The organism is Pseudomonas retamae (genome assembly GCF_043496865.1).
GTDB lineage: Bacteria > Pseudomonadota > Gammaproteobacteria > Pseudomonadales > Pseudomonadaceae > Aquipseudomonas > Aquipseudomonas retamae.
This window is the reverse complement of the sequence record NZ_JBIEIL010000004.1, coordinates 144980-168995: the sequence shown is the minus strand read 5'-3', so window position 1 is coordinate 168995 and position 24016 is coordinate 144980. Positions and strand designations below refer to the sequence as shown.

The 24016-nt window shown below is 59.0% G+C and carries 25 protein-coding genes; 10 read left to right on the top strand and 15 right to left on the bottom strand.

Features of this window, described 5'->3' with window-relative positions; translation table 11 throughout:
* Nucleotides 1-128: 128 nt before the first annotated feature.
* Together ACGSLL_RS09645 and ACGSLL_RS09640 are read right to left on the bottom strand one after the other, a co-directional pair.
* Nucleotides 129-326, bottom strand: a complete 198-nt coding sequence (locus ACGSLL_RS09645; protein ID WP_332765198.1) for a hypothetical protein — start codon at nucleotides 324-326, stop codon at nucleotides 129-131.
* Nucleotides 327-393: 67 nt separating this feature from the next.
* On the bottom strand, nucleotides 394-981 hold the full coding sequence (locus ACGSLL_RS09640; protein WP_394505279.1) for an LOG family protein: 588 nt from the start codon (nucleotides 979-981) through the stop codon (nucleotides 394-396).
* A gap of 339 nt (nucleotides 982-1320) precedes the next feature.
* Between ACGSLL_RS09640 and azu the strand changes: the two genes are divergently transcribed.
* The gene (azu, locus tag ACGSLL_RS09635) at nucleotides 1321-1764 is read left to right on the top strand and encodes an azurin (protein WP_394505277.1); all 444 of its coding nucleotides are present in this window, start codon (nucleotides 1321-1323) and stop codon (nucleotides 1762-1764) included.
* A gap of 194 nt (nucleotides 1765-1958) precedes the next feature.
* Here the strand turns inward: azu and nadE are convergent, their stop codons facing one another.
* The 5 genes from nadE to ACGSLL_RS09610 all read right to left on the bottom strand — a co-directional run bounded on the left by nadE (nucleotide 1959) and on the right by ACGSLL_RS09610 (nucleotide 6165).
* Complete coding sequence (nadE, locus tag ACGSLL_RS09630) at nucleotides 1959-2786, bottom strand: ammonia-dependent NAD(+) synthetase (RefSeq protein ID WP_394505275.1); 828 nt, start codon at nucleotides 2784-2786, stop codon at nucleotides 1959-1961.
* A gap of 4 nt (nucleotides 2787-2790) precedes the next feature.
* The gene (gene pncB, locus ACGSLL_RS09625; RefSeq protein ID WP_394505273.1) at nucleotides 2791-4014 is read right to left on the bottom strand and encodes a nicotinate phosphoribosyltransferase; all 1224 of its coding nucleotides are present in this window, start codon (nucleotides 4012-4014) and stop codon (nucleotides 2791-2793) included.
* A gap of 50 nt (nucleotides 4015-4064) precedes the next feature.
* Nucleotides 4065-4319 (bottom strand): hypothetical protein, encoded by a 255-nt coding sequence (locus tag ACGSLL_RS09620; RefSeq protein ID WP_394505271.1) that lies wholly within the window; start codon nucleotides 4317-4319, stop codon nucleotides 4065-4067.
* Nucleotides 4312-4581, bottom strand: a complete 270-nt coding sequence (locus ACGSLL_RS09615) for a hypothetical protein (RefSeq protein ID WP_394505269.1) — start codon at nucleotides 4579-4581, stop codon at nucleotides 4312-4314. The genes ACGSLL_RS09620 and ACGSLL_RS09615 overlap by 8 nt, the downstream gene beginning before the upstream one ends.
* A gap of 177 nt (nucleotides 4582-4758) precedes the next feature.
* Nucleotides 4759-6165, bottom strand: a complete 1407-nt coding sequence (locus tag ACGSLL_RS09610; RefSeq protein WP_394505267.1) for an alanine/glycine:cation symporter family protein — start codon at nucleotides 6163-6165, stop codon at nucleotides 4759-4761.
* A 174-nt stretch (nucleotides 6166-6339) separates the two neighbouring features.
* Between ACGSLL_RS09610 and ACGSLL_RS09605 the strand changes: the two genes are divergently transcribed.
* Complete coding sequence (locus ACGSLL_RS09605; RefSeq protein ID WP_394505264.1) at nucleotides 6340-7152, top strand: helix-turn-helix domain-containing protein; 813 nt, start codon at nucleotides 6340-6342, stop codon at nucleotides 7150-7152.
* Between the two features lie 109 nt (nucleotides 7153-7261).
* On the opposite strand, the gene ACGSLL_RS09600 is transcribed toward ACGSLL_RS09605, so the two are convergent.
* Entirely contained in the window at nucleotides 7262-8158 is an 897-nt protein-coding gene (locus ACGSLL_RS09600; RefSeq protein ID WP_394505262.1) for a LysR family transcriptional regulator, read from the bottom strand.
* Between the two features lie 163 nt (nucleotides 8159-8321).
* On the opposite strand from ACGSLL_RS09600, the gene amaB reads away from it, so the two are divergent.
* The 8 genes from amaB to ACGSLL_RS09560 all read left to right on the top strand — a co-directional run bounded on the left by amaB (nucleotide 8322) and on the right by ACGSLL_RS09560 (nucleotide 18403).
* Entirely contained in the window at nucleotides 8322-9812 is a 1491-nt protein-coding gene (gene amaB, locus ACGSLL_RS09595; protein WP_394505260.1) for an L-piperidine-6-carboxylate dehydrogenase, read from the top strand.
* 154 nt (nucleotides 9813-9966) lie between these two features.
* Nucleotides 9967-11250 (top strand): L-pipecolate oxidase, encoded by a 1284-nt coding sequence (amaA, locus tag ACGSLL_RS09590; RefSeq protein ID WP_394505258.1) that lies wholly within the window; start codon nucleotides 9967-9969, stop codon nucleotides 11248-11250.
* A gap of 367 nt (nucleotides 11251-11617) precedes the next feature.
* Nucleotides 11618-12751: a branched-chain amino acid ABC transporter substrate-binding protein gene (locus ACGSLL_RS09585; protein ID WP_090280841.1), complete on the top strand. Its 1134-nt coding sequence runs from the start codon at nucleotides 11618-11620 to the stop codon at nucleotides 12749-12751.
* Between the two features lie 242 nt (nucleotides 12752-12993).
* Entirely contained in the window at nucleotides 12994-13908 is a 915-nt protein-coding gene (locus tag ACGSLL_RS09580) for an ABC transporter permease subunit (RefSeq protein WP_041480712.1), read from the top strand.
* A 3-nt stretch (nucleotides 13909-13911) separates the two neighbouring features.
* Nucleotides 13912-15216 carry a high-affinity branched-chain amino acid ABC transporter permease LivM gene (livM, locus tag ACGSLL_RS09575; RefSeq protein WP_090280844.1) on the top strand — a complete coding sequence of 435 codons (1305 nt, stop codon included), beginning with the start codon at nucleotides 13912-13914 and terminating at the stop codon, nucleotides 15214-15216.
* Nucleotides 15213-16085 (top strand): ABC transporter ATP-binding protein, encoded by an 873-nt coding sequence (locus ACGSLL_RS09570; RefSeq protein WP_208938939.1) that lies wholly within the window; start codon nucleotides 15213-15215, stop codon nucleotides 16083-16085. Before livM ends, ACGSLL_RS09570 begins: the two co-directional genes overlap by 4 nt.
* A complete protein-coding gene (locus tag ACGSLL_RS09565) occupies nucleotides 16082-16798 on the top strand; it encodes an ABC transporter ATP-binding protein (RefSeq protein ID WP_394505253.1) in 717 nt (238 codons plus the stop codon). Before ACGSLL_RS09570 ends, ACGSLL_RS09565 begins: the two co-directional genes overlap by 4 nt.
* A gap of 840 nt (nucleotides 16799-17638) precedes the next feature.
* Nucleotides 17639-18403, top strand: coding sequence for an SDR family oxidoreductase (locus tag ACGSLL_RS09560; protein WP_394505251.1), 765 nt, complete (start codon nucleotides 17639-17641; stop codon nucleotides 18401-18403).
* A 121-nt stretch (nucleotides 18404-18524) separates the two neighbouring features.
* Here the strand turns inward: ACGSLL_RS09560 and ACGSLL_RS09555 are convergent, their stop codons facing one another.
* The 7 genes from ACGSLL_RS09555 to ACGSLL_RS09525 form a co-directional block, all read right to left on the bottom strand.
* Entirely contained in the window at nucleotides 18525-19658 is a 1134-nt protein-coding gene (locus ACGSLL_RS09555) for an AGE family epimerase/isomerase (RefSeq protein ID WP_394505249.1), read from the bottom strand.
* A gap of 180 nt (nucleotides 19659-19838) precedes the next feature.
* On the bottom strand, nucleotides 19839-20411 hold the full coding sequence (locus ACGSLL_RS09550) for a HupE/UreJ family protein (protein WP_394505247.1): 573 nt from the start codon (nucleotides 20409-20411) through the stop codon (nucleotides 19839-19841).
* A 27-nt stretch (nucleotides 20412-20438) separates the two neighbouring features.
* Entirely contained in the window at nucleotides 20439-21053 is a 615-nt protein-coding gene (gene ureG / locus ACGSLL_RS09545; RefSeq protein WP_090280868.1) for an urease accessory protein UreG, read from the bottom strand.
* 12 nt (nucleotides 21054-21065) lie between these two features.
* A complete protein-coding gene (locus ACGSLL_RS09540) occupies nucleotides 21066-21740 on the bottom strand; it encodes an urease accessory protein UreF (protein WP_394505245.1) in 675 nt (224 codons plus the stop codon).
* Nucleotides 21737-22237, bottom strand: coding sequence for an urease accessory protein UreE (gene ureE / locus ACGSLL_RS09535; protein ID WP_394505243.1), 501 nt, complete (start codon nucleotides 22235-22237; stop codon nucleotides 21737-21739). Before ureE ends, ACGSLL_RS09540 begins: the two co-directional genes overlap by 4 nt.
* Before the next feature lie 302 nt (nucleotides 22238-22539).
* Nucleotides 22540-23172, bottom strand: coding sequence for a TetR family transcriptional regulator (locus tag ACGSLL_RS09530; protein WP_093105297.1), 633 nt, complete (start codon nucleotides 23170-23172; stop codon nucleotides 22540-22542).
* 152 nt (nucleotides 23173-23324) lie between these two features.
* Nucleotides 23325-23834, bottom strand: coding sequence for a hypothetical protein (locus ACGSLL_RS09525; protein ID WP_394505240.1), 510 nt, complete (start codon nucleotides 23832-23834; stop codon nucleotides 23325-23327).
* Between the last annotated feature and the right edge of the window lie 182 nt (nucleotides 23835-24016).

Genomic DNA, 24016 nt, shown 5'->3' with positions numbered 1-24016 from the left:
GGGCAAGCCCGCTCCCACAAGGTTTCCAATTGAATTCTGAAAAGTCAGGGTTGTGAGGGCCGGCAGCAGAACCGCCAGCCCTGTCACACATCCGCAGGGTTCGATGCGCTGATCAAACCCGGTGGGGCTCAGGCGTCGGGCGCCTGGTCTTTCGGTGCATCGGGTGCATCGGGTGCATCAACATCATCTTGCGTCGCCACTTCACCGTCAGGGTTCAGTGCCGCTTCTTCAGCGGTTTGTTTCTTGCGCTGAAGCTTTTCCTCTTTCTTCTGTTCCTTTGCCAGGTCTCGTTGACGTTTGGCGAAGGAGTAATTGGGTTTGGCCATGGGCGATCCTCTAGGTCGAAGGTGAGGTTGAGCGGCGCATATTCTGCCCTGTATCGGTGCCGGGGGGTTAACCGGGTTTCTGGTCGACCCATTTGGGCGTGACGGTTGGCCGCCATTGATCAAGGGCGTCGAGCAGGGTTTGCGGCGATTCGCTCATTTGCAGCATGTCACGGTGTGGCGCGCGAACGAAGCCTTCGCCGACGATATGATCGAGAAAATCGGTGAGTTTGCTGTAGAAAGCGTTCACTTCCAGCAGACCGAGCGGCTTGGGATGGTAGCCGAGCTGGCCCCAGGTCCAGACTTCAAACAGCTCTTCGAGCGTGCCGAGGCCACCGGGCAGGGCGATGAATGCATCGCTGAGTTCAGCCATCCGCGCCTTGCGCGCGTGCATGCCGTCGACCACTTCCAGGCGCGTCAGGCCTTTGTGACCGATTTCCTTGTCCATCAGGCTCTGCGGGATGATGCCGATCACTTCACCGCCAGCGGCCAGCGCGGCGTCGGCGACAATGCCCATCAAACCGACGGCACCGCCGCCGTAAACCAGCGTCAGTTGCCGTTCGGCCAGCGCCCGGCCGAGGGCCACGGCAGCCTCGCTGTAAGCCGGATCAGCGCCCGCATTGGCGCCGCAAAATACACAAACGGATTTCAGAGACATGCCTTACTCCTGAGTCGATCCGTCACAGGGTAATGGCTGGCACGCCTTGATCCAAGGGCTAAACTTCGCGCTCAGGTGATTCAAACGTGCCGCTGGCGCCACAGGCGTAGGCGGCGAGCAAGCTGCGTAACAGACCGTTGATAAACATGATCGTACTCCGTCTCGGTTGATGGGCCGATCATAGGTGGTGCTGCCTGGAAGGGCCGTTAGATTGTTTCCATGAGTGTCATAGCCTGAAAGTTGTATACAATTTTTGACACAAGTCATAGGAACTTGCGAAGATTTCAGGCAGTCTTTCCACCACTAGTGCTTTTGTTAACCCTGCCTTGGAGATTCACCATGTTTTCCAAAGTTGTTGCGGTATCCCTGCTGGCGCTGGCCAGCAGCCAATTGATGGCCGCCGAGTGCAAAACCACCGTTGACTCCACCGATCAGATGTCCTTCAACACCAAGGAAATCGTGATCGACAAGAGCTGCAAGACTTTCACCGTCGAGCTGACCCATTCCGGCAACCTGCCGAAGAACGTCATGGGCCACAACCTGGTGATCAGCAAAGAAGCCGACATGCAGCCAATCGCTACCGCTGGTCTGGCCGCCGGTATCGACAAAAATTACCTGCCGGAAGGTGACGCACGCATCATCGCGCACACCAAGATCATCGGTGCCAAGGAAACCGACTCGGTGACTTTCGACGTGTCGAAAGTGGCTGATGGCGGCTACGGTTTCTTCTGCTCGTTCCCGGGCCACATCTCGATGATGAAAGGCACCATCGTCGTCAAGTAATCCGCGTCATCGTTCTTCGCGAGCAGGCTCGCTCCCACAGGATGCTGTGTCGGCCACACATTTTGTGAACTACAGAGAACCTTGAGGGAACGAGCCTGCTCGCGAAGAGGCCATCAGCCTCACTGAATATCGATGGCCAAAGAAAAGCCCGCTGAGGATCACTCCCCAGCGGGCTTTTTCATGCCTTCAAAAGATCAAGGCGCAAACGGCATGACCCGCTTGTGATGGGTCTTGTTATACGTGTCGACAATGATCTTCGCCGCTTCGTCACGTACCGTTTTACCGTGCAGAAACGCATCGATCTCGGCATAGGTCACGCCATGTGCCGCCTCGTCCGGTTTGCCCGGCGAGAGATCTTCCAGGTCCGCCGTCGGCACTTTCTCGACCAGCGACTCCGGCGCGCCAAAGCTGCGGGCAATGGCGCGAACCTGATTTTTCACCAGACCGCTGAGCGGGGCGAGGTCGCAAGCGCCATCGCCGAACTTGGTGAAGAAACCCATCACTGCTTCTGCCGCATGATCGGTACCAATCACCAAGCCGCCCGACACACCGGCAATCGTGTACTGCGCAACCATGCGCATGCGCGCCTTGGTGTTGCCCAGCACAAAATCCACCGACGCCGCCGGCTTGCCTTCAAACGCACCCACCTGCGCAGCCAGCGCCTTGACCGCCGGGCCGATGTTCACGGTGTGGATTTCGTCCGGGGCGATGCAGTCGAGCGAAGCCTGGGCGTCATGCTCGTCGAACTGGGTTTCGTACGGCAGGCGCACGGCGATGAATTTGTAACTGCTGTCGCCGGTTTTCTCGCGCAGCTCACGCATGGCGCGCTGGGCGAGGAGGCCAGCGGTCAACGAATCGACGCCGCCGCTGATGCCGAGCACCAGTGTCTTGAGCCCGGAATTGACCAGACAATCTTGAATGAACGTCAGGCGCCGGGCGATTTCGGCCTGCAGGGCCTGATCATCGGCGAATGGCGGTTGCACCTTGAGCTGCTCAGCAATCTCACGCTGTACGGCTTGCATGAATTCACTCCTTGCTAGATAGACTGGAATCGGCAGGAACCTGGAACACGTGTCGCAAATAGGCGACGAAATTCGGGTCTTTGCAGTGGGTCTTGACTGGCTCGTCGGAGATCTTCGCCACCGGCTGGCCGTTGCAGGCGGTCATTTTAAGCACGATGCTCATCGGTTCGACACCCGGGATGTCGCAGGTGAAGTTGGTACCAATGCCGAAGCTCACATTAATGCGACCGTGCAACGCGCGAAAAATCTCCAGCGATTTTGGCAGCGTCAGACTGTCGGAAAACACCAGGGTCTTGCTCATCGGATCGATCCCGAGCTTGTGGTAGTGGGCGATGCATTTTTCGCCCCAGGCCACCGGGTCACCGGAGTCATGGCGCAAGCCGTCAAACAGCTTGGCGAAGAACAGATCGAAATCGCCGAGGAAAGCATCGGTGGTGATGCAGTCGGTGAGGGCGATGCCGAGCAGGCCGCGATATTCGCGGACCCAGCAATCGAGCGCGGCGATCTGGCTATCAATCAGGCGCGGGCCTAGTTGCTGGTGCGCCATGATCCACTCATGGGCCATGGTGCCCAGCGGTTTCATGTCGAGTTCGCGCGACAAGTGCACGTTGCTGGTGCCGACGAAGCGGCCAGGGAAGTCGTGCTTGAGCACATTGACCACTTCGGCCTGCACACCGTAGGAAAACCGCCGGCGCGTGCCGAAATCAGCGACCTGCAGCTGCGACAGCTCATCGGCCGAGGCGTTGGCGCTGAGCCAGTCGAACTTGCGGTACAGCTGCTCGCGCGCGCGTTCCAGGGACATGTCGTGATAGCGATGGCGGTTGCGAACTTCACTGACAATCGCCAACAGCGGCACTTCATACAGAATCACATGCAGCCACGGCCCGCGCAGGCGGATGAACAGTTCGCCGTTCTCGATGCCGGTTTGCACGTAGCGCAGATTGAAGCGAAACAGCCCGAGAAACCGCAGAAAGTCCGGTTTGAGGAAACTGATGCGTTCAAGGAAATTCAGCTGATCGCCGCTCAGGCTGGTTTCGGCCAGGCGCTCGATCTGAAAGCGGATCTCGGCCAGATACGGGCGCAGGTCCTCGCTGTTACGGCAGCGGAACTCCCATTCGACCTCGACGTTGGGGTAGTTGTGCAGCACCGCCTGCATCATCGTCAGCTTGTAGAAGTCGGTGTCGAGCAGGTTCTGCACGATGCGATCGGCAAACACACTCTCGCTCATAACGGGGTCTCCAGGTGCGCCGCGCCGTGGCGCGGTCTATATCGATGGCACTAGTGGCGCATATCGGCGGTGGGGATTGCCAGCGCTTTTTTGCTTTCAGGCGATAGATCCTCTGAGGCCATACATCTCAAGCCGCAAAAATTGTTCATTTTCGGTTGCACCTCAAGCGCAGCGTGAAGCACTTGCTCTATGCACTCCCAGCTTTTCAAATACTCGACGAGTAACGAGTGCCTTGGTATCAAGCTTGTTTCCACCGCCTTGAACATCGCTGCTCTGATCATCTCATCGGTCGCTATCTTATGCATGTAGGCCGTCTCCTTTGAAAGAAATCTGTTCCAGCGTATCTACGCCGTCCTGAAGCAACAGGTAGGCAGGAAGTATGAGGCGGTAAAAGTCAGAGTCGTTAGTGCCTTTGATAGTGATGGACGTGAAACTTTCCAGGAGACTTGTGGCAGCGCGGATTCTGAAGCAGGCATCTTCGAATAATTGATCGCGCGCGGCATATGTGTCTATGAAAAAAGTGGGAGTGTTGGTTGCGTTTGCTTTCAGCGGATAAAAACGATTCATGCCATTACGTCCGTCAAAGTGATCTGATGTACGGTGCTGAAGAATTCGTTGCTTTTGATGTTGCTGCTGTGAAAGTCCAGGTTTTCCGTACAGCTATTACTCAAGGCTTTATTTCAAGTGCTTGGCCCTGGAGGGCTTTCCACCGGCTCCCGATAGGAGCCGGATCGCTAAACCTTGTTATGTTCTGGAAGCAGGTGGCGGCGGCCACGCACCTGGATCGAGGTCTAGATCAAGAAATAACTTTGAATTGAAGACAGGTGTCTTGATTCCGTCCCGACGTTGGGTTTCATAATCATGCAAGACGCGCAGGCATATCTTGAACAGGAGGGCCATCGCCATCAGGTTTACGAGCGCCAGTAAGGTCATGGTGATATCGGCAAAAGCCAGAACGGTGGTTAGATCTTCGTTGGCACCCCAAAACACCATTATTAAAACCATCAGTCGGTAGATTATTAGCGTTTTTGCAGGTTCGCCAAACATGAACCGCAAGCTGTTTTCTCCTAGGTAGTAGTTGTAGAGCATTGCCGTGAATACAAATAGCGCCAACGCCATACTTATGAACATTCGTCCCCACTCGCCTACAACTGCTGCCAGCGAGTTTTGGGCCAAAGCAATTCCGTCGCCCTCAAACCCCGGAGTGTAAAAGCCGGATAACAAGATCATCAGTGCGGTGCAGGTGCAGATCACGAAGGTATCGATGAAAACGCTCAATGCCTGGACGATACCTTGTGCAACGGGATGACCGACCTGCGCCACTGACGCGACATTAGGGGCACTGCCGAGCCCCGCTTCGTTGGAGAATACTCCCCGTCTGACTCCCATGATGATTGCGCTGCCGACCAGACCGCCGAATGCCTGATCAAGACCGAATGCGCTTTTGACAATGGTCATCAGCATTATCGGTACTTGTTCAAACTGCAGAACCAGCACGTACGCCGTCACACCGATGTAGGCGAGGACCTTGAGCGGAACCAGCAGGTCGGCTACTGATGCAATGCGCGTTATGCCGCCGATGAATACGATGCCCAGCAGCAAGGACAGTGCGAGTCCTGACCACATGGGCGGCAAGTCAAATGCATCTTTTAGCGAGTGTGATACCGCATGGGATTCGAGGCCGTTGATTGCAAATCCGAATGTCACCAGTATCAACATGGCTACGATCAGCCCGAGCCAGCGTTTGTTCAGACCATGCTGTATGTACCAGGACGGGCCACCTCTATAGAGACCCTGGCTATCGCTGCGTTTGTAGAGTTGGCCCAGCGTGCATTCGAAGAAGCTGCTGGACATGCCAAGAAGTGCAGTCATCCACATCCAGAATACGGCGCCGGGACCACCCAAGCTCACTGCTATCCCGACCCCGACGATATTTCCGGTACCTACGCGCCCGGCAAGGCTGAGTGTCAGCGCCTGGAGTGAGCTCAAATGGTGGCCGCCTGCGCGCCAGCTACCGTGCAAAACACCGAACATATGAGGGAGGTATCTGAGTTGAACAAACCTCGATCGAACCGTGAAATAACCCCCTAGACCAAGAACAAAAGGTATTAATACCCTGCTGGAAAGAAAGTCGTTGATGACATCTAGCATTCAAAGCTCCTTGCTATTTAGAGTGCTGGCAAATCAGTGGTGTGGTCAGTCCTGAAGTCATTCAGGCGTCGTAATATCCCGCCATATTTGATTTGATGCAATCTCGCAAGTTGCTTAAATGTGATGCGAGTTGCTGCTATGGTTGCGCCTTTCTCGTCTGTATTAGGTTGTTGTATGAGCGGGTTTCTTCCGGCTAACTTAAAACTGCTATGTAGTCATTACAGATCTGTCGCGGAGGTTTGTAGGAAGATTCGCATAAATCGTGGGCAATTCAATAAATATCTATGTGGGAAAAGTTTCCCTACGCCCTTTAATCTAAAGCGCATCTGTGATTTTTTTGGGGTCGAAGAGTGCGAAATCATACTGCCTGGCGAGCAATTCATCGCATTGACGGGCCTGAAGGCCGGTAAGAATAAATCTTCAGGGGAAATGGCTGCTTCACAAATGATGCATGAACATCTACGCAAGCAGTCTTCGCCGGAGTTAAAGGCGCATATTGGTTATTACTACGAGTACTACCACGCGATGACTGAGCCCGGCTCTATTTTGTGCTCTCTGGTACATGTGCGGGCAGAGGGCGATGAAATCGTATATGAGCGAAACGAGCGCTTGCAGATTTCTCAAACAGCAGAGGACTTCGAGCGCTACCAATATCTGGGTATTGCCTATCACCTTCGGGATCGTTTGTTTTTTATAGATTATGAATCGCTTACCTCTAACGAAATTTGCCAGACCATTCTTATTCCAAGCTTCAAGAGCTGCATTACGCGGCTCAATGGGTTGAAGATGGGCGTTTCCGCTGCGGATCATCGCGCTCCCGCGTGCTCCAGGGTTGTGTGGGAATATCTGGGGCAGGAAATCAATCCCATCGACGCGTATCGCCGTGTTCGGTTGTATGAGCCTGATGATTGCGCCATTGATGATGATCTGCGCGCACGCCTGGCCCAATCCAGGATTGTGGAAGGCCTGTTCGTTATTGCTGGATAACCATCCTGTAAAAAATTCCGAGTGGAGCGGAGCTTCGATTTTCTGATGTTGTTTTCAAGATCAAAAGCTCGCAGCCTCGTTGCACTCGACAGCTTTAACAGGGAGGTGTTCAGGGGCTATCAATCTGCTCCAGCATCCACTTCACGAAATCCCGCACCTTGGGCACTTCGGCAGCGTGTTCCGGATACGCCAGGTAATAGGCGTCCGTGCTGGGCATGGCATGCGCCCATGGAATGACCAGTTTGCCGTCGGCCAATTCTTCTTCGACCAGAAACCGTGGCAACAACGCCACGCCGCAGCCCACTTGGGCTGCGCGAATGCACATATAGAAAGTCTCGAAACGCGGCCCGTGATAGCTGTGTTCGGTCTGGTAACCCTGGCTGTCGAACCAGTCGTGCCACGCCTGCGGACGCGAGGCATTTTGCAGCAGGACCAGATCGGTCAGTTGCGTCGGATCAGTCAATGGCGTGTCCGGCAAGCTGCCCGGTGCGCAGACCGGCACCAGCTCTTCGCCGAACAGTTTCAGGCATTCAGTCCCCGGTCGCGCACCCTGGCCAAAATAGAACGCCAGGTCGCTGCGCCCTTGCAGCAGATCGTCCGCCTCCTGCTCGTTGCACAGGTCCAGATGGATCGACGGATGGCGCAGGCGCCAGCCTTTCAGGCGCGGCACTAGCCAGCGCGCGCCGAAGGTCGACGGCGTGGAGACGCGCAGGACTTCGGTTTCGCCGCCGTAGGAACGCAGGTAGTGCGTCGACATCTCGACCTGGGTGAGGATTTTTCTCACCTCCACCAGGTACAGATCGCCGGCCGGGGTCATCTGCAAGCGCCGACGCACGCGGCGAAACAGCAAATGCTGCAGCAACTCTTCGAGCTGCGCGACCTGTTTGCTCACGGCGCTCTGGGTCAGATTCAACTCTTCCGCGGCGCGGGTGAAGCTCAGGTGCCGGGTTACCGCCTCGAAGCACTGCAACGCAGTGATCGAGGGCAAGTGGCGTTTGTTCAGCATGGCCAGTCCTTTTCTTGTCTTTCTATGCTCAGCATGAATAAACGGAATGATATCTGGCGTAAAGGTCGTTTGTTGCCGCCGCCATTGGACGCTACAACTAAAGGCCTGCCCGGTCGCGAAAAGGCGACTGCACACATTCAGTTTTTCGCTTGAGGAGTGACCCATGGTTGCCGCATTGCTTGATCGTCTCGGTGTGAACCCGGCCCTGTATCAGAACGGCAAAGTGCCGGTGCATTCACCGACCGACGGCAGCCGCATCGCGGCGGTGAACTGGGAAGGTGCGGCGCAAGTCGAGCAGCACATCAGTCGCGCCGATCATGCATTCGAACAATGGCGCAACGTGCCGGCCCCGCGTCGCGGCGAGCTGGTGCGCCAATTCGGTGAAGTGTTGCGCGAGTACAAGGCTGACCTCGGTGAGCTGGTGTCGTGGGAGGCGGGCAAGATCACTCAGGAAGGTCTGGGCGAAGTGCAGGAGATGATCGACATCTGCGACTTTGCCGTCGGCCTGTCGCGTCAGTTGTACGGTTTGACCATCGCTTCCGAGCGTCCGGGCCACCACATGCGTGAAACCTGGCATCCGCTCGGCGTGGTCGGGGTGATCAGTGCGTTCAACTTCCCGGTCGCGGTGTGGGCGTGGAATACCACGCTGGCGCTGGTCTGCGGCAACCCGGTGGTGTGGAAACCGTCGGAGAAAACCCCGCTGACCGCGCTGGCCTGTCAGGCCTTGTTCGATCGTGTGGTGAAGAACTTCAGCGATGCGCCGGCGAGCCTTTGCCAGGTCATCATTGGTGGTCGCGATGCCGGGGAAGCGCTGGTCGATGACCCGCGTGTCGCCCTGATCAGTGCCACCGGCAGCACGCGGATGGGCCGTGAAGTGGCGCCAAAGGTCGCCGCACGTTTTGCCCGCAGCATTCTTGAACTGGGTGGCAACAACGCGATGATTCTCGGCCCGAGCGCCGATCTGGATATGGCCGTGCGTGCCATTCTGTTCAGCGCCGTTGGCACCGCCGGGCAGCGTTGCACCACGTTGCGCCGGCTGATCGCCCATGAGTCGGTGAAAGAAGAAATCGTCACTCGCCTCAAAGCCGCGTATTCGAAAGTGCGCATCGGCCATCCGCTGCAAGGCAATCTGGTCGGCCCGCTGATCGACAAGCACAGCTTCGAAAACATGCAGGACGCGCTGGAGCAGGCGTTGAGCGAAGGCGGTCGGGTGTTCGGCGGCCAGCGTCAACTTGAAGATCAGTTCCCCAACGCCTATTACGTGTCGCCGGCCATCGTCGAAATGCCCGAGCAGAGCGACGTGGTCTGCAGCGAAACCTTCGCGCCGATTCTCTATGTGGTTGGCTACAGCGATTTCGAGGAAGCACTGCGCCTGAACAATGCGGTGCCGCAAGGCCTGTCTTCGTGCATCTTCACCACCGATGTGCGCGAGGCCGAGCGGTTCATGTCGGCCGTGGGCAGCGACTGCGGCATCGCCAACGTCAACATCGGCCCGAGCGGCGCGGAAATCGGCGGCGCGTTCGGTGGCGAAAAGGAAACCGGTGGCGGCCGCGAATCCGGCTCCGACGCCTGGCGCGCCTACATGCGCCGGCAGACCAACACGGTCAACTACTCGCTTGAGCTGCCGTTGGCGCAGGGCATCACGTTCGACTGATTGGAGGATCGATGTGATCCCCTGCGGGAGCGAGCCTGCTCGCGAGTGCGCCAGGTCAGTCGACATCAATGTTGGCTGATACGCCGCTTTCGCGAGCAGGCTCGCTCCCACAGGATCTGCAGTGTGTTTGTTGGGTTTCTGTTGGAGTCTGGCAATGCCGTTACGCGAAGAATGTCTGTGGGAAAAGCTCACGCCACACCGCCCGGATCACTCCGCGCTCAGGGGCGAGGTCAAGGTTGATGTCTGCGTGATCGGCGCCGGGTTCACCGGGTTGTCGGCGGCGCTGCACTTGCTGGAAAAAGGTAAAAGCGTCTGCATTGTCGAGGCCCATCGCGCCGGGCATGGCGGTTCCGGGCGCAACGTCGGGCTGGTCAACGCCGGCCTGTGGATCCCACCGGACGAGATCGAAGCCGGCTTCGGCGAGGCGGTTGGCAGCCAGCTCAACCGCATGCTCGGTGCGGCGCCGGCGCTGGTATTCAGCCTTGTCGATAAGTACAACATCGATTGTCAGCTGCGCCGCGAAGGCACCTTGCACATGGCGCATAACGCCAAGGGCGAGGCGGATCTGCGCAGTCGCGAGCAACAATGGCAGCGCCGTGGCGCGCCGGTCGAACTGCTGACCGGCAAGGCCTGTGAGCAAGCCACAGGCACGCAGAAAATCGCCGCCGCGCTACTCGACCGTCGCGCCGGCACGCTCAATCCGATGGCCTATGTGACCGGGCTGGCCAACGCTGTACTCGGGCTCGGCGGGCAGATGTTCGATCATTCACCGGTCACCCGCCTCGAACGCGTCGGCCAGCAATGGTCGGTGCAGACGGGACAAGGCTCGGTGCTCGCCGAGCAAGTGGTGATCGCCTCCAATGCCTACACCGAAGGCGACTGGACCGAACTCAAGCGCAATTTTTTCCCCGGTTATTACTATCAGGTCGCCTCCGTCCCGCTCAGCGAAGACGCTGCACAGAAAATTCTCCCCGGCGGGCAGGGTTCGTGGGACACCCGCCAGGTGCTGAGCAGCATCCGCCGTGACAGGGAAGGGCGTTTGTTGCTGGGCAGCCTTGGCAACGGCAACCAGAAACCGACCTGGTTTCTCAAGGCCTGGGCCGACCGGGTGCAGCAGCATTACTTCCCCAATCTGAAGCCGGTCGAATGGGAATGCACCTGGACCGGGCGCATTGCTTTTACGCCCGATCACCTGATGCGCCTGTTCGAACCGGCACCGGGCCTGGTGGCCGTCACTGGCTATAACGGCCGCGGCGTCACCACCGGCACGGTTGTCGGCAAAGCCTTTGCCGATTACCTGTGCCATAGCGATCCGCAGGCATTGCCGATTCCCTTTGCACCGATGCAGCCCCTGGCCGGCGTCGGCTTGCGCAGTTGCCTGTACGAGGCCGGTTTTTCGCTCTATCACGCGGGCCAGTGCCTGCGCATCGTCATTTGAGTGTTGAAATTTGTTGCCGGAAGCGGCGCTTTTGAATCGAGCGACTAGCCTGTAATGGTGCGGGTTGTAGCAGTCCCGCACCAGCAGTGTGCAGTTCGGTGACGCGGGCTGTTACAGGCTGGTTGCACGTCGTTTGCCGCTGCGGTTGCAATGATGGCGCACACAGGTTGCGCCTGAAAAAAACAATGGTTTCACCTTCCGCGGTTTAGACGGTTGCACGCCCAATGAAAATGGGAACGAAACAGTCGAAATAACAAGAAAGCAGCGACTTTTTGAAGAATAAAAAACCGCTGGCACGGGCCTTGCTCTGAGCTTTGAGTGAAGTGAAGTCGCAGTGCCAACTAAAAAAACCTTGGAGCACCACCTCATGTCCCAGACGTTTTACAAGAAAGGCTTTCTGGCCCTCGCAGTAGCTGCTGCGTTGGGTGTTTCTGCGTTTGCTCAAGCCGATATCAAGATCGGTGTAGCGGGTCCAATGACGGGCGCCAACGCGGCGTTTGGCGAGCAGTACATGAAAGGGGCACAGGCAGCGGCTGACGCAGTCAACGCGGCGGGCGGCGTCAACGGCGAGAAAATCGTTCTGGTCAAGGGCGATGACGCCTGCGAGCCGAAGCAGGCCGTGACGGTCGCCAAGGACCTCACCAACCAGAAAGTCGCCGGCGTGGTCGGTCACTTCTGCTCCTCGTCGACCATTCCAGCCTCGGAAATCTACGACGAAGCCGGGATCATTGCGATCACTCCGGGCTCGACCAACCCGCAGGTCACCGAGCGCGGTCTGAGCGCCATGTTCCGCATGTGCGGGCGTGACGACCAGCAGGGCATCGTCGCCGGCGATTACATCGTCGACATGCTCAAAGGCAAGAAAGTCGTCGTGCTGCACGACAAGGACACCTACGGCCAAGGCCTGGCAGATGCCACCAAGGCTCAGCTGGAAAAACGCGGCGTCAAGCCAGTGCTGTACGAAGGCCTGACCCGTGGCGAGAAAGACTTCAGCACCATCGTCACCAAGATCCGTGGCGCCGGCGCCGACGTCGTCTACTTCGGCGGCCTGCACCCGGAAGCCGGTCCACTGGTTCGCCAGCTGCGCGAACAAGGCCTGAAAGACGTCAAGTTCATGTCCGATGACGGCATCGTCACCGACGAACTGGTCACCACCGCTGGCGGCCCGCAATTCACCGATGGCGTTCTGATGACCTTCGGCGCCGACCCGCGCCTGCTGCCTGACAGCAAAACCGTAGTGGATGCTTTCCGCAAGGCTGGCACCGAGCCTGAGGGCTACACCCTGTACGCTTACGCCTCGGTGCAGACCCTGGCAGCGGCGTTCAACGGCGCGAAGAAAAACGACGGCGAAGCGGCGGCGAAGTGGCTGAAAGCCAACCCGGTGAAAACCGTGATGGGCGAGAAGACCTGGGATGCCAAGGGCGACCTGAAAGTCTCCGACTACGTGGTTTACCAGTGGGACAAGGACGGCAAATACCACCAGCTGGAAAAACAGAAGTAAGGGCTGAGGTGATCATCTGATCCCGAGAATCCCTGTGGGAGCGAGCCTGCTCGCGAAGACGCACTGACAAGCAACCGTTGTGTTGAATGTTCAACCGCTTTCGCGAGCAGGCTCGCTCCCACAAAGGGTCTTGCGTGGGACGTGCTGATCGCGCTCCGACATTGCTCCGACGTAAATCTGTATTTTTCCTAGAAGAGCCGCGCGCCCAGGGCGCGCAGGTTCTCACTGCGTGAGATTGCGTTATGGATGGTATTTTCCTGCAGCAACTGGTCAACGGCCTGACCCTCGGGTCGGTCTATGGCCTGATCGCCATCGGCTACACAATGGTCTATGGCATCATCGGCATGATCAACTTCGCCCACGGCGAGGTTTACATGATTTCCGCTTACCTGGCGGCGATCAGTCTGGCTCTGCTGGCTTACTTCGGTATCGAATCCTTCCCGCTGCTGATGCTCGGCACCCTGATCTTCACCATCGTGGTCACGGCGGTGTATGGCTGGGTCATCGAGCGCGTCGCTTATAAACCCCTGCGCAACTCGACCCGACTGGCACCGCTGATCAGCGCCATCGGTATTTCGCTGATTCTGCAAAACTATGCTCAGATCGCCCAGGGCGCCAAACAACAGGGCGTGCCTACCCTGCTGACCGGTGCCTGGCGTGTCGAAGTCGGCACCGGCTTCGTACAACTGACCTACACCAAAGTCTTCATCCTGATTGCCGCTTTCGTCGGCATGGGGCTGCTGACCTACATCATCAAATACACCAAGCTGGGGCGCATGTGCCGGGCCACTCAGCAAGACCGCAAGATGGCCTCCATCTTGGGGATCAACACCGACCGGGTGATTTCCTACGTGTTCATCATCGGTGCGGCCATGGCCGCACTGGCCGGCGTGCTGATCACCATGAACTACGGCACCTTCGACTTCTATGCCGGCTTCATCATCGGCATCAAGGCGTTCACCGCAGCGGTACTCGGCGGGATCGGTTCACTGCCCGGCGCGATGCTCGGCGGGATCATCCTCGGCATCTCCGAGTCGTTGTTCTCCGGCCTGGTCAACTCCGACTACAAAGACGTGTTCAGCTTCTCGCTGCTCGTACTTGTTCTGGTCTTCCGACCGCAAGGTCTGTTGGGCCGTCCTCTTGTGTCGAAGGTGTAAGCGATGTCTTCAACAACCACTGAAAAATCCATCGATATCAAAAAAAGCCTGGTCGAGGCGATTCTCGCCGGCCTGATTGCCCTGATCGTGTTCGGACCGATTGTTGGCGTGGTGCTCGACGGCTACAGCTTCAATCTGGAATCGACCCGCGTGGCCTGGATCATTGCCATCGTCATGGCCGGGCGCTTCGCCCTCAGCCTGTTCCTGCAAACGCCAAAGGGCCTGAAGATCCTCGACAGCTTCGAAAGCAGCGGTTCCGGCGTGCATGTGCTGCCGCCGGATTACAAGTCGCGGCTGCGCTGGATCATTCCGCTGATGATTGTGCTGGCGATCATCGTGCCGTTTGTTTCCAACTCCTATCTGCTGGGGGTGGTGATTCTCGGATTGATCTACGTGCTGCTGGGGTTGGGCCTGAACATCGTGGTCGGTCTGGCCGGTCTGCTCGATCTGGGTTACGTGGCGTTCTACGCCATTGGCGCCTATGGCCTGGCGCTGGGTTACCAGTATCTCGGTCTGGGCTTCTGGACGGTGCTGCCACTGGCGGCAATCACCGCTGGCCTTGCCGGTTGCATCCTCGGTTTCCCGGTGCTGCGTCTGCACGGCGACTACCTGGCGATCGTGACCCTGGGCTTCGGTGAAATCATTCGTCTGGTGCTGAACAACTGGTTGTCGCTGACCGGCGGCCCTAACGGCATGCCGGCACCACTGCCGACCTTCTTCGGTCTGGAATTCGGCAAGCGCGCGAAGGATGGCGGGGTGCCGTTTCACGAGTTCTTCGGCCTCTCGTATAACCCGGATGTGAAGTACTACTTTATCTACGCGGTGTTGTTCCTCGTGGTATTGGCCGTGCTGTACATCAAACATCGTCTGGTGAAAATGCCGGTCGGTCGCGCCTGGGAAGCGTTGCGCGAAGACGAGATTGCCTGTCGCTCGATGGGCCTCAACCATGTACTGGTCAAGCTTTCGGCATTCACCATCGGTGCGTCGACAGCGGGCCTGGCCGGGGTGTTCTTCGCCACCTATCAAGGCTTCGTCAACCCGACCTCATTTACCTTCTTCGAATCGGCACTGATTCTCGCCATCGTCGTGCTCGGCGGCATGGGCTCGACCATCGGCGTGGTGATCGCCGCGTTCGTGCTCACCGTTGCCCCCGAACTGCTGCGTGGCTTCGCTGAATACCGCGTGCTGCTGTTCGGCATCCTGATGGTGCTGATGATGATCTGGCGACCACGTGGGCTGATCCGCATCAGCCGCTCCGGGGTCAAACCACGCAAAGGTGCCATTCACTACGAGAGGGCTGCACCATGAGTGAAGTCGTACTCTCCGTTGAAAAACTGATGATGCACTTCGGTGGCATCAAGGCGTTGAGCGATGTCAGCCTGAAGGTCAAACGCAACTCGATCTTCGCCCTGATCGGCCCTAACGGCGCCGGCAAGACCACAGTGTTCAACTGCCTGACCGGGTTCTACAAGGCTTCGGGCGGCAAGATCGAACTGAACGTGCGCGGCCAGCAGACCAACGTCATCCAGTTGCTGGGCGAGTCGTTCAAACCGACCGATTTCGTCTCGCCGAAATCCTTCCTCAGTCGCCTGTACTACAAGATGTTCGGCGGCACCCATCTGGTCAACCGTGCCGGTCTGGCGCGGACATTCCAGAACATTCGCCTGTTCAAGGAAATGTCGGTGCTGGAAAACCTGCTGGTGGCCCAACACATGTGGGTCAACCGCAACATGCTCGCCGGCATCCTCAATACCAAGGGCTACCGCAAGGCCGAGAGCGATGCGCTGGACTGCGCGTTCTACTGGCTGGAAGTGGTCGACCTGGTCGACTGCGCCAACCGCCTCGCCGGGGAATTGTCCTACGGCCAGCAACGTCGTCTGGAAATCGCCCGGGCCATGTGCACGCGGCCGCAGATCATCTGCCTCGACGAACCGGCCGCCGGCCTCAACCCTCAGGAAACCGAAGCGCTGAGCGCGATGATCCGGCTGCTGCGCGACGAGCATGATCTGACCGTGGTGCTGATCGAACACGACATGGGCATGGTGATGAGCATTTCCGACCACATCGTGGTGCTGGACCACGGCATCGTGATTGCCGAAGGCGGGCCGGAAGCGATCCGCAACGACCCGAAAGTGATCGCGGCCTATCTGGGCGCCGACGAAGAGGAAGTGGCATGACCCAACCCATCCTCGAACTGAAAAACCTCGATGTGTTCTACGGCCCGATTCAGGCGCTCAAGGGCGTTTCGCTGCAGATCAACGAAGGCGAGACCGTCAGCCTGATCGGCTCCAACGGTGCCGGTAAATCAACCTTGCTGATGTCGATTTTCGGCCAGCCACGCGCAGCGGGTGGGCAGATTCTCTACCAGGGCGTCGACATCACCCACAAGTCATCGCACTACACCGCTTCCAACGGCATTGCGCAATCGCCGGAAGGGCGGCGGGTATTCCCCGACATGACCGTCGAGGAAAACCTGCTGATGGGCACTATCCCGATTGGCGACAAGTACGCCAAAGAGGATATGCAGCGCATGTTCGAGCTGTTTCCACGGCTCGAAGAACGGCGCACCCAGCGGGCGATGACCATGTCCGGTGGCGAACAGCAGATGCTCGCCATCGCCCGGGCATTGATGAGCCGGCCGAAGTTGCTGCTGCTCGACGAGCCAAGCCTGGGGCTGGCGCCGATCGTGGTGAAGCAGATCTTCGCAACGCTGCGTGAGCTGGCGAAAACCGGCATGACGATCTTTCTCGTCGAGCAGAACGCCAACCACGCGCTGAAGCTGTCGGATCGCGCGTATGTCATGGTCAACGGCGAGATTCGCTTGTCCGGGACCGGTAAAGAGCTGCTGGTGAATGAGGAGGTGCGTAACGCTTATCTGGGCGGGCACTGATTAATCTCAAGTTGTCCACAAATCCCGACACGCAAATGTCGGGGTTTTTTTATCTCTTTAATCCACCGATACCTCTGTGGGAGCTGGCTTGCCAGCGATAGCGGTTCATCATTCGACACTGATGCCGGGCGTGCCGGCCTCATCGCTGGCAAGCCAGCTCCCACAGGTAACGCAGTGACCCTCGGCAGAATTGTGGAAAACAAATCCACCAAGCTGCCAAGGCGCGACATATAGACGCTGCAAACAGCTGTTTTTCCACAGTTTTGACTTGTCCCCGTTTGCTGTGGAGCTGGCTGTGAATAACGTGGGTGTATTCGGCTGGAGGCCATAACTTACGTGGCTTGCAGCGGCTTGATTGTTTTTTGATCAGGCGATTTGCTGATAGCGACAAGCGTCATTGTCAACCCTTTTATCGTTCAGTTGGGCTGGCCCCTCTGCTCTGATCGCGCCTGTGGATAAGTCTGTGATTAAACTCTGGAAAGACCGCGCCAAGGGCCGTCCACACTGGCCTTGCGCAATCACTGCACCGAGCGCTTGATCGTGCACAATGCCCTGTCCGGCATAACTGCCGCTGCCGGGTCAAGCAAAAAACTTTCTGTTTCGCCCGCAAAGCCTTGTGTGGCGTGGCTTTGCGCATTTCCACTTGCCCCCGGAAACTGTGGAACGGGCTGTGGATAACATGCGCGTACATGGCTACAGGCCGCGCCGGCTGTGGTGTTGGCACGCTTGGTTGTTTTTTGCACAGAATGTGACAGTTGCCCGTGAAAGCGCGGGCGGGCATGCTGCCTGCTGATTTTCTATTCCAAGGGCTGCTGCGGTGGCCGAAGCAAGGAGAACACGATGTCCAACACCCTGTTTATCACCGGCGCGACCTCCGGTTTTGGTGAAGCCTGTGCCCGTCGTTTTGCCGAGGCTGGCTGGAAACTGGTGCTGACCGGCCGTCGTGAAGAACGCCTGACTGCGCTGTGCGCCGAGCTTTCGAAACAGACCGAAGTGCACGGTCTGGTGCTTGATGTGCGTGATCGCAAAGCGATGGAGGAGGCGATTGCCAATCTGCCGCCGTCGTTCGCCACCCTGCGCGGCCTGATCAACAACGCCGGGCTGGCCCTGGGTGTCGACCCGGCGCCGAAGTGCGATCTGGATGACTGGGACACCATGGTCGACACCAACGTCAAAGGCCTGATGTACGCCACCCGCCTGTTGCTGCCACGCCTGATCGGTCATGGCCGCGGCGCTGGCGTCATCAACCTGGGCTCCATCGCCGGTAACTACCCGTATCCGGGCAGCCACGTGTATGGCGCGACCAAGGCCTTCGTCAAACAGTTCTCGCTGAACCTGCGCTGCGACTTGCAGGGCACCGGTGTGCGGGTCAGCAACATCGAGCCGGGACTGTGTGAAAGCGAGTTCTCGCTGGTACGTTTCGCCGGTGATCAGGAGCGCTACAACGCGACCTACGCCGGTGCCGAGCCGATCCAGCCGCAGGACATTGCCGAGACAATCTTCTGGGTGATGAACACGCCAGCGCACATCAACATCAACAGCCTGGAGCTGATGCCGGTGAGCCAGACCTGGGCCGGGTTTGCGATCGAGCGGAACAAGGCTTGAGACCGCGCTAAAGCTATTCGCGAGCAGGCTCGCTCCCACATGGAAAGTGCGCCGAACACAAAATGTGTGAGCAGCACAATCTACTTTGGGAGCGAGCCTGCTCGCGAAAGCGATCTATAGATCAGCGCAGATATTCAGCCAGGCCGCTGTAGCACGTCGCCAAGTGATACGGCGTGGTGGAAGGCATGTCCTTGCGACTGACTTCCCCTTGCTCATCCCGACACTCATACCAGCCGCCAGCATGCAGAAAGCGCTGCTGCAACGCCTGCAATTGGCGCAGCACCGCCGCTTCACTGTCAGGGCGCAATGTCAGCGCACGCAGGTATTCTGCCTGAGCCCAGATTCGTTGGGTCGAGTCCCGCGGCCGGCCGTTGCTTTCCAGATCGAGCATGGCGCGCACCGCGCCGCAGGCTTCCAGCACACCGTATTGCTCGGTAAAGGCAAACGCGCGATCCAGTACCCGGTGCAATTTCGAGTCGCGTAGCAGCGGCGAGGATTGCAGCAGGAAATACCATTCGAACTGATGGCCCGGCTCGTACCAGTTATCCACAGCACCGAGCGGCTTTTCCATCAGCACGCCATATTGTGGATCGACGAAGTGCTTGTGCATCGCTGTGCATAACGCGAGCAGGTCCTTTTGCGTCTGCGGGTCTTCGCGCACGGCCAGCGTCGCGAGGAACGCTTCGGCCAGATGCATCAAGGGGTTCTGCAGCGGACCGGTTTGCAGCGTCATCCAGTCGCGATCCAGACACGCCTCGTACAAACCATCGCCGGTAGCGAAGCGGCGGCCAATGATTTCCAGCGCGGCATTCAATGTCGACTCGACCAGCGGATCAGCGGATTTTGCCCAGTAATGCGCGCAGGCGAACAGGATGAACGAATGGGTGTAGAGGTCCTTGCGCTGATCCAGCGGCTTGCCTTGGGCATCGATGCTGTAGAACCAGCCGCCGTGCTCGGCATCGTGAAAATGCCGTTGCAGCGAACGAAACAGCGCCGCCGCGCGAACTTCAGCGTTATCCACAACCCCGATCAGGCTGGAAAACAGGTACAGCTGCCGTGCGCAGGCCATGGCCCGATAGCGCTGCACGGGCAGCGGTTGCTGTGCGGCGTCCAACGCCTCGTACGGCAACGCCATGTCGGCATTCCAGCCCGGCTCTTGCCACAGCGGCACGATGACATGCAGAAAATGCTGCTGCACCTCGGCAAACAGGGCGGTCAATTCGGGCAGGGCGGTGGAACGGGAAGCGTGGGGCATGGGCGGGCGTCACGGGCTGGGGCGATTGCGCGACATGGTAGCAGAGAGCACCGCTTGAGAGAGGCGGTGTCTCATCGGCCGCCTTCGCGAGCAGGCTCGCTCCCACAGTGGATTTGCAGCGTACACCAAACCTGTGGGAGCGAGCCTGCTCGCGAAGGGGCCAGCGCAGGCGCTAAAAAATCATCCTGCCAACAACCACACGCCAGTCGCCGCCGACGCCGCACCCGCCAGTCGCACCAGCGGCGCCGCAGCCTGCGGCAAGAAGCGCACTACGGCATAACCGGCGGCATGCAACGCTGCGGTCGCCGCAACGAAACCGGCCGCATACGCCCACGGGCTGCTCATTTCCGGCAATTCCAACCCATGCGCTACGCCGTGGAACAACGCAAACAGCGCGGTCGCGACCATTGCCATGACCAGCGGCGGACGCACCGCCAGCGCCACCGCCAGTCCCAGCGCCAGCACCGAGGCGGCAATGCCGCTTTCCAGCGCTGGCAATTCCAGCCCTTCAAAACCCAACAGGCCGCCAATCAGCATCGTGCCGACAAAGGTGCACGGCAGCGCCCAGCGTGCCGCGCCTTGCTGTTGTGCCGCCCACAAACCGACGGCGAGCATTGCCAGTAAGTGATCGAGGCCACCGATCGGGTGGCTGATGCCGGCGATCAGACCGCTGTCGCCATGGCCCGGATGAGCAAAGGCCAGCGCCGGGGTCAGCAGCAGCGCGAGCGCGCCAAGAATGCGTTTGAATGTCATGGATAAGCTTCCTTGTTGATAAGTGAATCAGGCTGCGCTCAGCAGGCCCTGGCGTTCGATGAAAGCGATGATCTGCTCAAGGCCCTGACCGGTTTTCTGGTTGCTGAAGACGAACGGCTTGCCGTTGCGCATGCGCTGGGTGTCGCTGTCCATCATTTCCAGCGAGGCACCCACGAGCGGCGCCAGGTCAATCTTGTTGATCACCAGCAGGTCGGACTTGCAGATCCCCGGGCCACCCTTGCGCGGCAGCTTGTCGCCGGCCGAAACGTCGATTACGTAAATGGTCAGGTCGGACAGTTCCGGGCTGAAGGTCGCCGAAAGGTTGTCGCCACCGGACTCCACCAGAATCAGATCGAGGCCTGGAAAACGCCGGTTCAATTGGTCGACCGCTTCGAGGTTGATTGAGGCGTCTTCGCGGATCGCCGTGTGCGGGCAGCCGCCGGTTTCCACGCCGATGATCCGTTCCGGAGCCAGCGCTTCATTGCGTACGAGGAAATCAGCGTCTTCGCGGGTGTAAATGTCGTTGGTCACCACGGCGAGGTTGTAGCGCTCGCGCAGGGCCAGGCACAGGGCGAGGGTCAATGCGGTTTTGCCGGAACCGACCGGGCCGCCGATGCCGACGCGCAGAGGTTGTGTATTCATTTGATGTTTCTCCTAAGAGCGAAAGAGGCGGCTGTACTGGCGCTCATGGGCCATGCACGCCAGGGACAGGCCGAATGCGGCGCTGCCGAGGTGATCAGGATCAATGCGGGTCGCGTCCTGCTGCGCTTGTTGCAGCAGCGGCAGCAGTTCGCTGGTCAGGCGCTGCGCGGCTTGCTGGCCCAGCGGCAGGGTTTTCATCAGCACCGCGAGCTGGTTTTCCAGCCAGCTCCACAGCCACGCAGCGAGGGCATCCTGCGGACTGATTTGCCAGGCGCGCGCGGCCAGCGCCCAGCCAAGGGCCAGATGGGGTTCGGCGCATTGTTCAAGAAAGGCACGCCCGGGCGCGTCGAGCTCCGGCAAGCCATTGAGCAGTTGCTGCAGCGAGTAACCCATCTGTCGGCTCTCCAGATGCAGCTCACGGGTTTCGCGACTGGCGCGATGGCATTCGCAAATCTGCAGCAGCTCAGCCCAGTGTTCATCGGCGGCCGCCTGGCAATGCGCGAGCAGCAGCGGCGCTTCGAAGCGCGCGAGGTTGAGCAGCAACTGATCGCTGATCCAGCGGCGCGCGCTGTCGGGGTTGTTGACCCGGCCGTTGTCCACCGCCATTTCCAGGCCCTGCGAATAGCTGTAGCCGCCAATTGGCAACTGCGGACTGGCCAGGCGCAACAGCGCCCAGGCCGGATTCACAGGCGAACGCCGAACTGATGGAGTTTCGGCGCGTAGTTGAAATCTTCGTCGCCATGGCGTGAATGGTGATGTCCGCCGCCGTAGGCGCCGTGTTCCGGTTGGAACGGTGCTTCGATGGCGACGACCTGTGCACCCAGTTGTTCGAGCATGGCTTTGAGCACGTAGTCATCGAGCAGGCGCAACCAGCCATCGCCGACTTGCAGGGCCACATGACGATTACCCAGGTGATAGGCGGCGCGGGTCAGTTCAAACGCGTTGGCGCAGGTGACGTGCAGCAATTGCTCGGGGCGCGCGCAGACCCGCACGATGCGGCCGTCTTCGGCTTGCAGGCACTCGCCGTCAAACAGCGGCGGCTGGCCGCGCTCCAAAAACAACCCGACGTCTTCGCCCTCGGCACTGAAACAGCGCAAACGGCTCTTGCTGCGCGCTTCGAAGGTCAGGTGCAACTCGGCGGCCCAGACGGGTTGAGGGTCGATTCTGTGGTGAATCACCAGCATCGGAAGTCTTCCAGCAATGGACAATGATCAGGCTAGAGCAAGGGCCGCGCCAATCGGCCGATCTGTAGGAAATGACTGTCGGCGCGCGACTGATCTTTCAACAGGCGGGAAGTTTCTGGAACCTTTTGGTGCGTGAAGAATTTGTCATGCACCAAATGGAGGCTTTAGCGCTGAACCAAATGTGGGAGCGAGCCTGCTCTCGAAAGCTGTGGATCAGTCAGCGGAGATGTCGACTGGTCGGGCGCATTCGCGAGCAGGCTCGCTCCCACAGGGATGTGCGGTGTGTCAGAACGAGAATGGGTTTACTCGGTACTGCCCAACCCTTGCCAGTGCTTGAGGCCGATAAAGATGAAGCGCAGCTGCTGGGTGATCTTCGCCTGCGGGGTCAGATGCTCGGGCAAGGCTTCGGCGGGCGGGTCGATGATGTCCGGCAACGTTGCGAACACCGATTTGACGATCAGGTCGGCCATCACGCTCAGGCCGGCGATGTCCAGATGTTGCAGTTTGGGCATCAACGCGAGGTCTGCGGCGAGGTCGGCGCTGATGTTCTCGCGCAAGCGGCCAATCGCCTGGCGCACCGGCAGCGAGCCGCCATATTGTTCGCGGGCCAGAAACAGGAATTGCGAGCGATTGGCGCTGACCACGTCGAGAAAGATCCGCACCGAAGCATCGATAATGCCGCCCATGACGAATTCGTTGTGGCGCACCAGGCGGATGGTTTCGCGGAAGGTCTGGCCGACCTCGCTGACCAGCACCAGCCCGAGTTCGTCCATATCGGCAAAATGCCGATAGAAACCGGTGGGCACGATGCCGGCGGTTTTGCTGACTTCACGCAGGCTCAGGCTGCCGAAACCGCGGCCGCTTTCCATCAAGTGGCGGGCGGCGTCCATCAGGGCGTTGCGGGTCTGTTGTTTCTGTTCGGCGCGGGGCAGCATCGCAGGGTGTTCTTTGGCAGGACGAGCGTCGCACTCTAGCAAATCGGCTTTGCCGGCGTCGAACGGGAGAAGGTGAGGCAGAAGTTTCAGCGGGGCAGAAAAGTCAAAAGCCCAATCCGGGGATTGGGCTTTTTTTCGAGGCCACCATGGGCTTAGCTCAAGGCACTGTTGCGTTCGATTACACGGTCACCACCGCCTTCAGCGATTGCCTGACCCAGTGGGGTTTTATCGAAACCGTCATCCGCCAGGGTCTGACCTTGTGGAGTGCGGTCGCTACCGTCGGACGCCAGAGTCTGACCTTGTGGAGTGCGGTCGCTACCGTCGGACGCCAGGGTCTGGCCTTGTGGAGTGCGGTCGCTACCGTCGGACGCCAGGGTCTGGCCTTGTGGGGTGCGGTCGCTACCGTCGGAAGCCAGGGCTTGACCTTGTGGGGTGCGATCGGAACCGTCCTGCACCAGACCTTTCTCTTCCAGGCGATCACGACCGCCTTCAGCCAGGGTCTGGCCTTGTGGGGTACGGTCGGAACCATCGGCGGCTACGGTCTGGCTGAACACCGAGTGGCTGGATTTGACTTGCGGAGTAGCCTGATCGGCAGCGGGCAGGGCGAAAGCAGTGCTGGCTAGCATCGACAGGGTAAGGCTGAACAGTAATTGGCGTTTCATGATGGGTTGCTCCTTGGGAGGGCGATAAAGTGGGTACGAGGGCAATGCTACTCTCGATAAGTCGATATAAAAGTTCATAAACGCAATGGTAATAATCAACAGAATTGATTGTTCGCGGCGACGGCTCTAGACCGGGCCTTTGCGGCCGATGGTTTTGCACCGAGGTGGGTATTTTCGACTCA

What these genes read in the sequence shown, in the direction of transcription:
- ACGSLL_RS09645 (WP_332765198.1), bottom strand. Translation starts at nt 326, where the DNA reads ATGGCCAAACCCAATTACTCCTTCGCCAAACGTCAACGAGACCTGGCA.
- ACGSLL_RS09640 (WP_394505279.1), bottom strand. Translation starts at nt 981, where the DNA reads ATGTCTCTGAAATCCGTTTGTGTATTTTGCGGCGCCAATGCGGGCGCT.
- azu (WP_394505277.1), top strand. Translation starts at nt 1,321, where the DNA reads ATGTTTTCCAAAGTTGTTGCGGTATCCCTGCTGGCGCTGGCCAGCAGC.
- nadE (WP_394505275.1), bottom strand. Translation starts at nt 2,786, where the DNA reads ATGCAAGCCGTACAGCGTGAGATTGCTGAGCAGCTCAAGGTGCAACCG.
- pncB (WP_394505273.1), bottom strand. Translation starts at nt 4,014, where the DNA reads ATGAGCGAGAGTGTGTTTGCCGATCGCATCGTGCAGAACCTGCTCGAC.
- ACGSLL_RS09620 (WP_394505271.1), bottom strand. Translation starts at nt 4,319, where the DNA reads ATGCATAAGATAGCGACCGATGAGATGATCAGAGCAGCGATGTTCAAG.
- ACGSLL_RS09615 (WP_394505269.1), bottom strand. Translation starts at nt 4,581, where the DNA reads ATGAATCGTTTTTATCCGCTGAAAGCAAACGCAACCAACACTCCCACT.
- ACGSLL_RS09610 (WP_394505267.1), bottom strand. Translation starts at nt 6,165, where the DNA reads ATGCTAGATGTCATCAACGACTTTCTTTCCAGCAGGGTATTAATACCT.
- ACGSLL_RS09605 (WP_394505264.1), top strand. Translation starts at nt 6,340, where the DNA reads ATGAGCGGGTTTCTTCCGGCTAACTTAAAACTGCTATGTAGTCATTAC.
- ACGSLL_RS09600 (WP_394505262.1), bottom strand. Translation starts at nt 8,158, where the DNA reads ATGCTGAACAAACGCCACTTGCCCTCGATCACTGCGTTGCAGTGCTTC.
- amaB (WP_394505260.1), top strand. Translation starts at nt 8,322, where the DNA reads ATGGTTGCCGCATTGCTTGATCGTCTCGGTGTGAACCCGGCCCTGTAT.
- amaA (WP_394505258.1), top strand. Translation starts at nt 9,967, where the DNA reads ATGCCGTTACGCGAAGAATGTCTGTGGGAAAAGCTCACGCCACACCGC.
- ACGSLL_RS09585 (WP_090280841.1), top strand. Translation starts at nt 11,618, where the DNA reads ATGTCCCAGACGTTTTACAAGAAAGGCTTTCTGGCCCTCGCAGTAGCT.
- ACGSLL_RS09580 (WP_041480712.1), top strand. Translation starts at nt 12,994, where the DNA reads ATGGATGGTATTTTCCTGCAGCAACTGGTCAACGGCCTGACCCTCGGG.
- livM (WP_090280844.1), top strand. Translation starts at nt 13,912, where the DNA reads ATGTCTTCAACAACCACTGAAAAATCCATCGATATCAAAAAAAGCCTG.
- ACGSLL_RS09570 (WP_208938939.1), top strand. Translation starts at nt 15,213, where the DNA reads ATGAGTGAAGTCGTACTCTCCGTTGAAAAACTGATGATGCACTTCGGT.
- ACGSLL_RS09565 (WP_394505253.1), top strand. Translation starts at nt 16,082, where the DNA reads ATGACCCAACCCATCCTCGAACTGAAAAACCTCGATGTGTTCTACGGC.
- ACGSLL_RS09560 (WP_394505251.1), top strand. Translation starts at nt 17,639, where the DNA reads ATGTCCAACACCCTGTTTATCACCGGCGCGACCTCCGGTTTTGGTGAA.
- ACGSLL_RS09555 (WP_394505249.1), bottom strand. Translation starts at nt 19,658, where the DNA reads ATGCCCCACGCTTCCCGTTCCACCGCCCTGCCCGAATTGACCGCCCTG.
- ACGSLL_RS09550 (WP_394505247.1), bottom strand. Translation starts at nt 20,411, where the DNA reads ATGACATTCAAACGCATTCTTGGCGCGCTCGCGCTGCTGCTGACCCCG.
- ureG (WP_090280868.1), bottom strand. Translation starts at nt 21,053, where the DNA reads ATGAATACACAACCTCTGCGCGTCGGCATCGGCGGCCCGGTCGGTTCC.
- ureE (WP_394505243.1), bottom strand. Translation starts at nt 22,237, where the DNA reads ATGCTGGTGATTCACCACAGAATCGACCCTCAACCCGTCTGGGCCGCC.
- ACGSLL_RS09530 (WP_093105297.1), bottom strand. Translation starts at nt 23,172, where the DNA reads ATGCTGCCCCGCGCCGAACAGAAACAACAGACCCGCAACGCCCTGATG.
- ACGSLL_RS09525 (WP_394505240.1), bottom strand. Translation starts at nt 23,834, where the DNA reads ATGAAACGCCAATTACTGTTCAGCCTTACCCTGTCGATGCTAGCCAGC.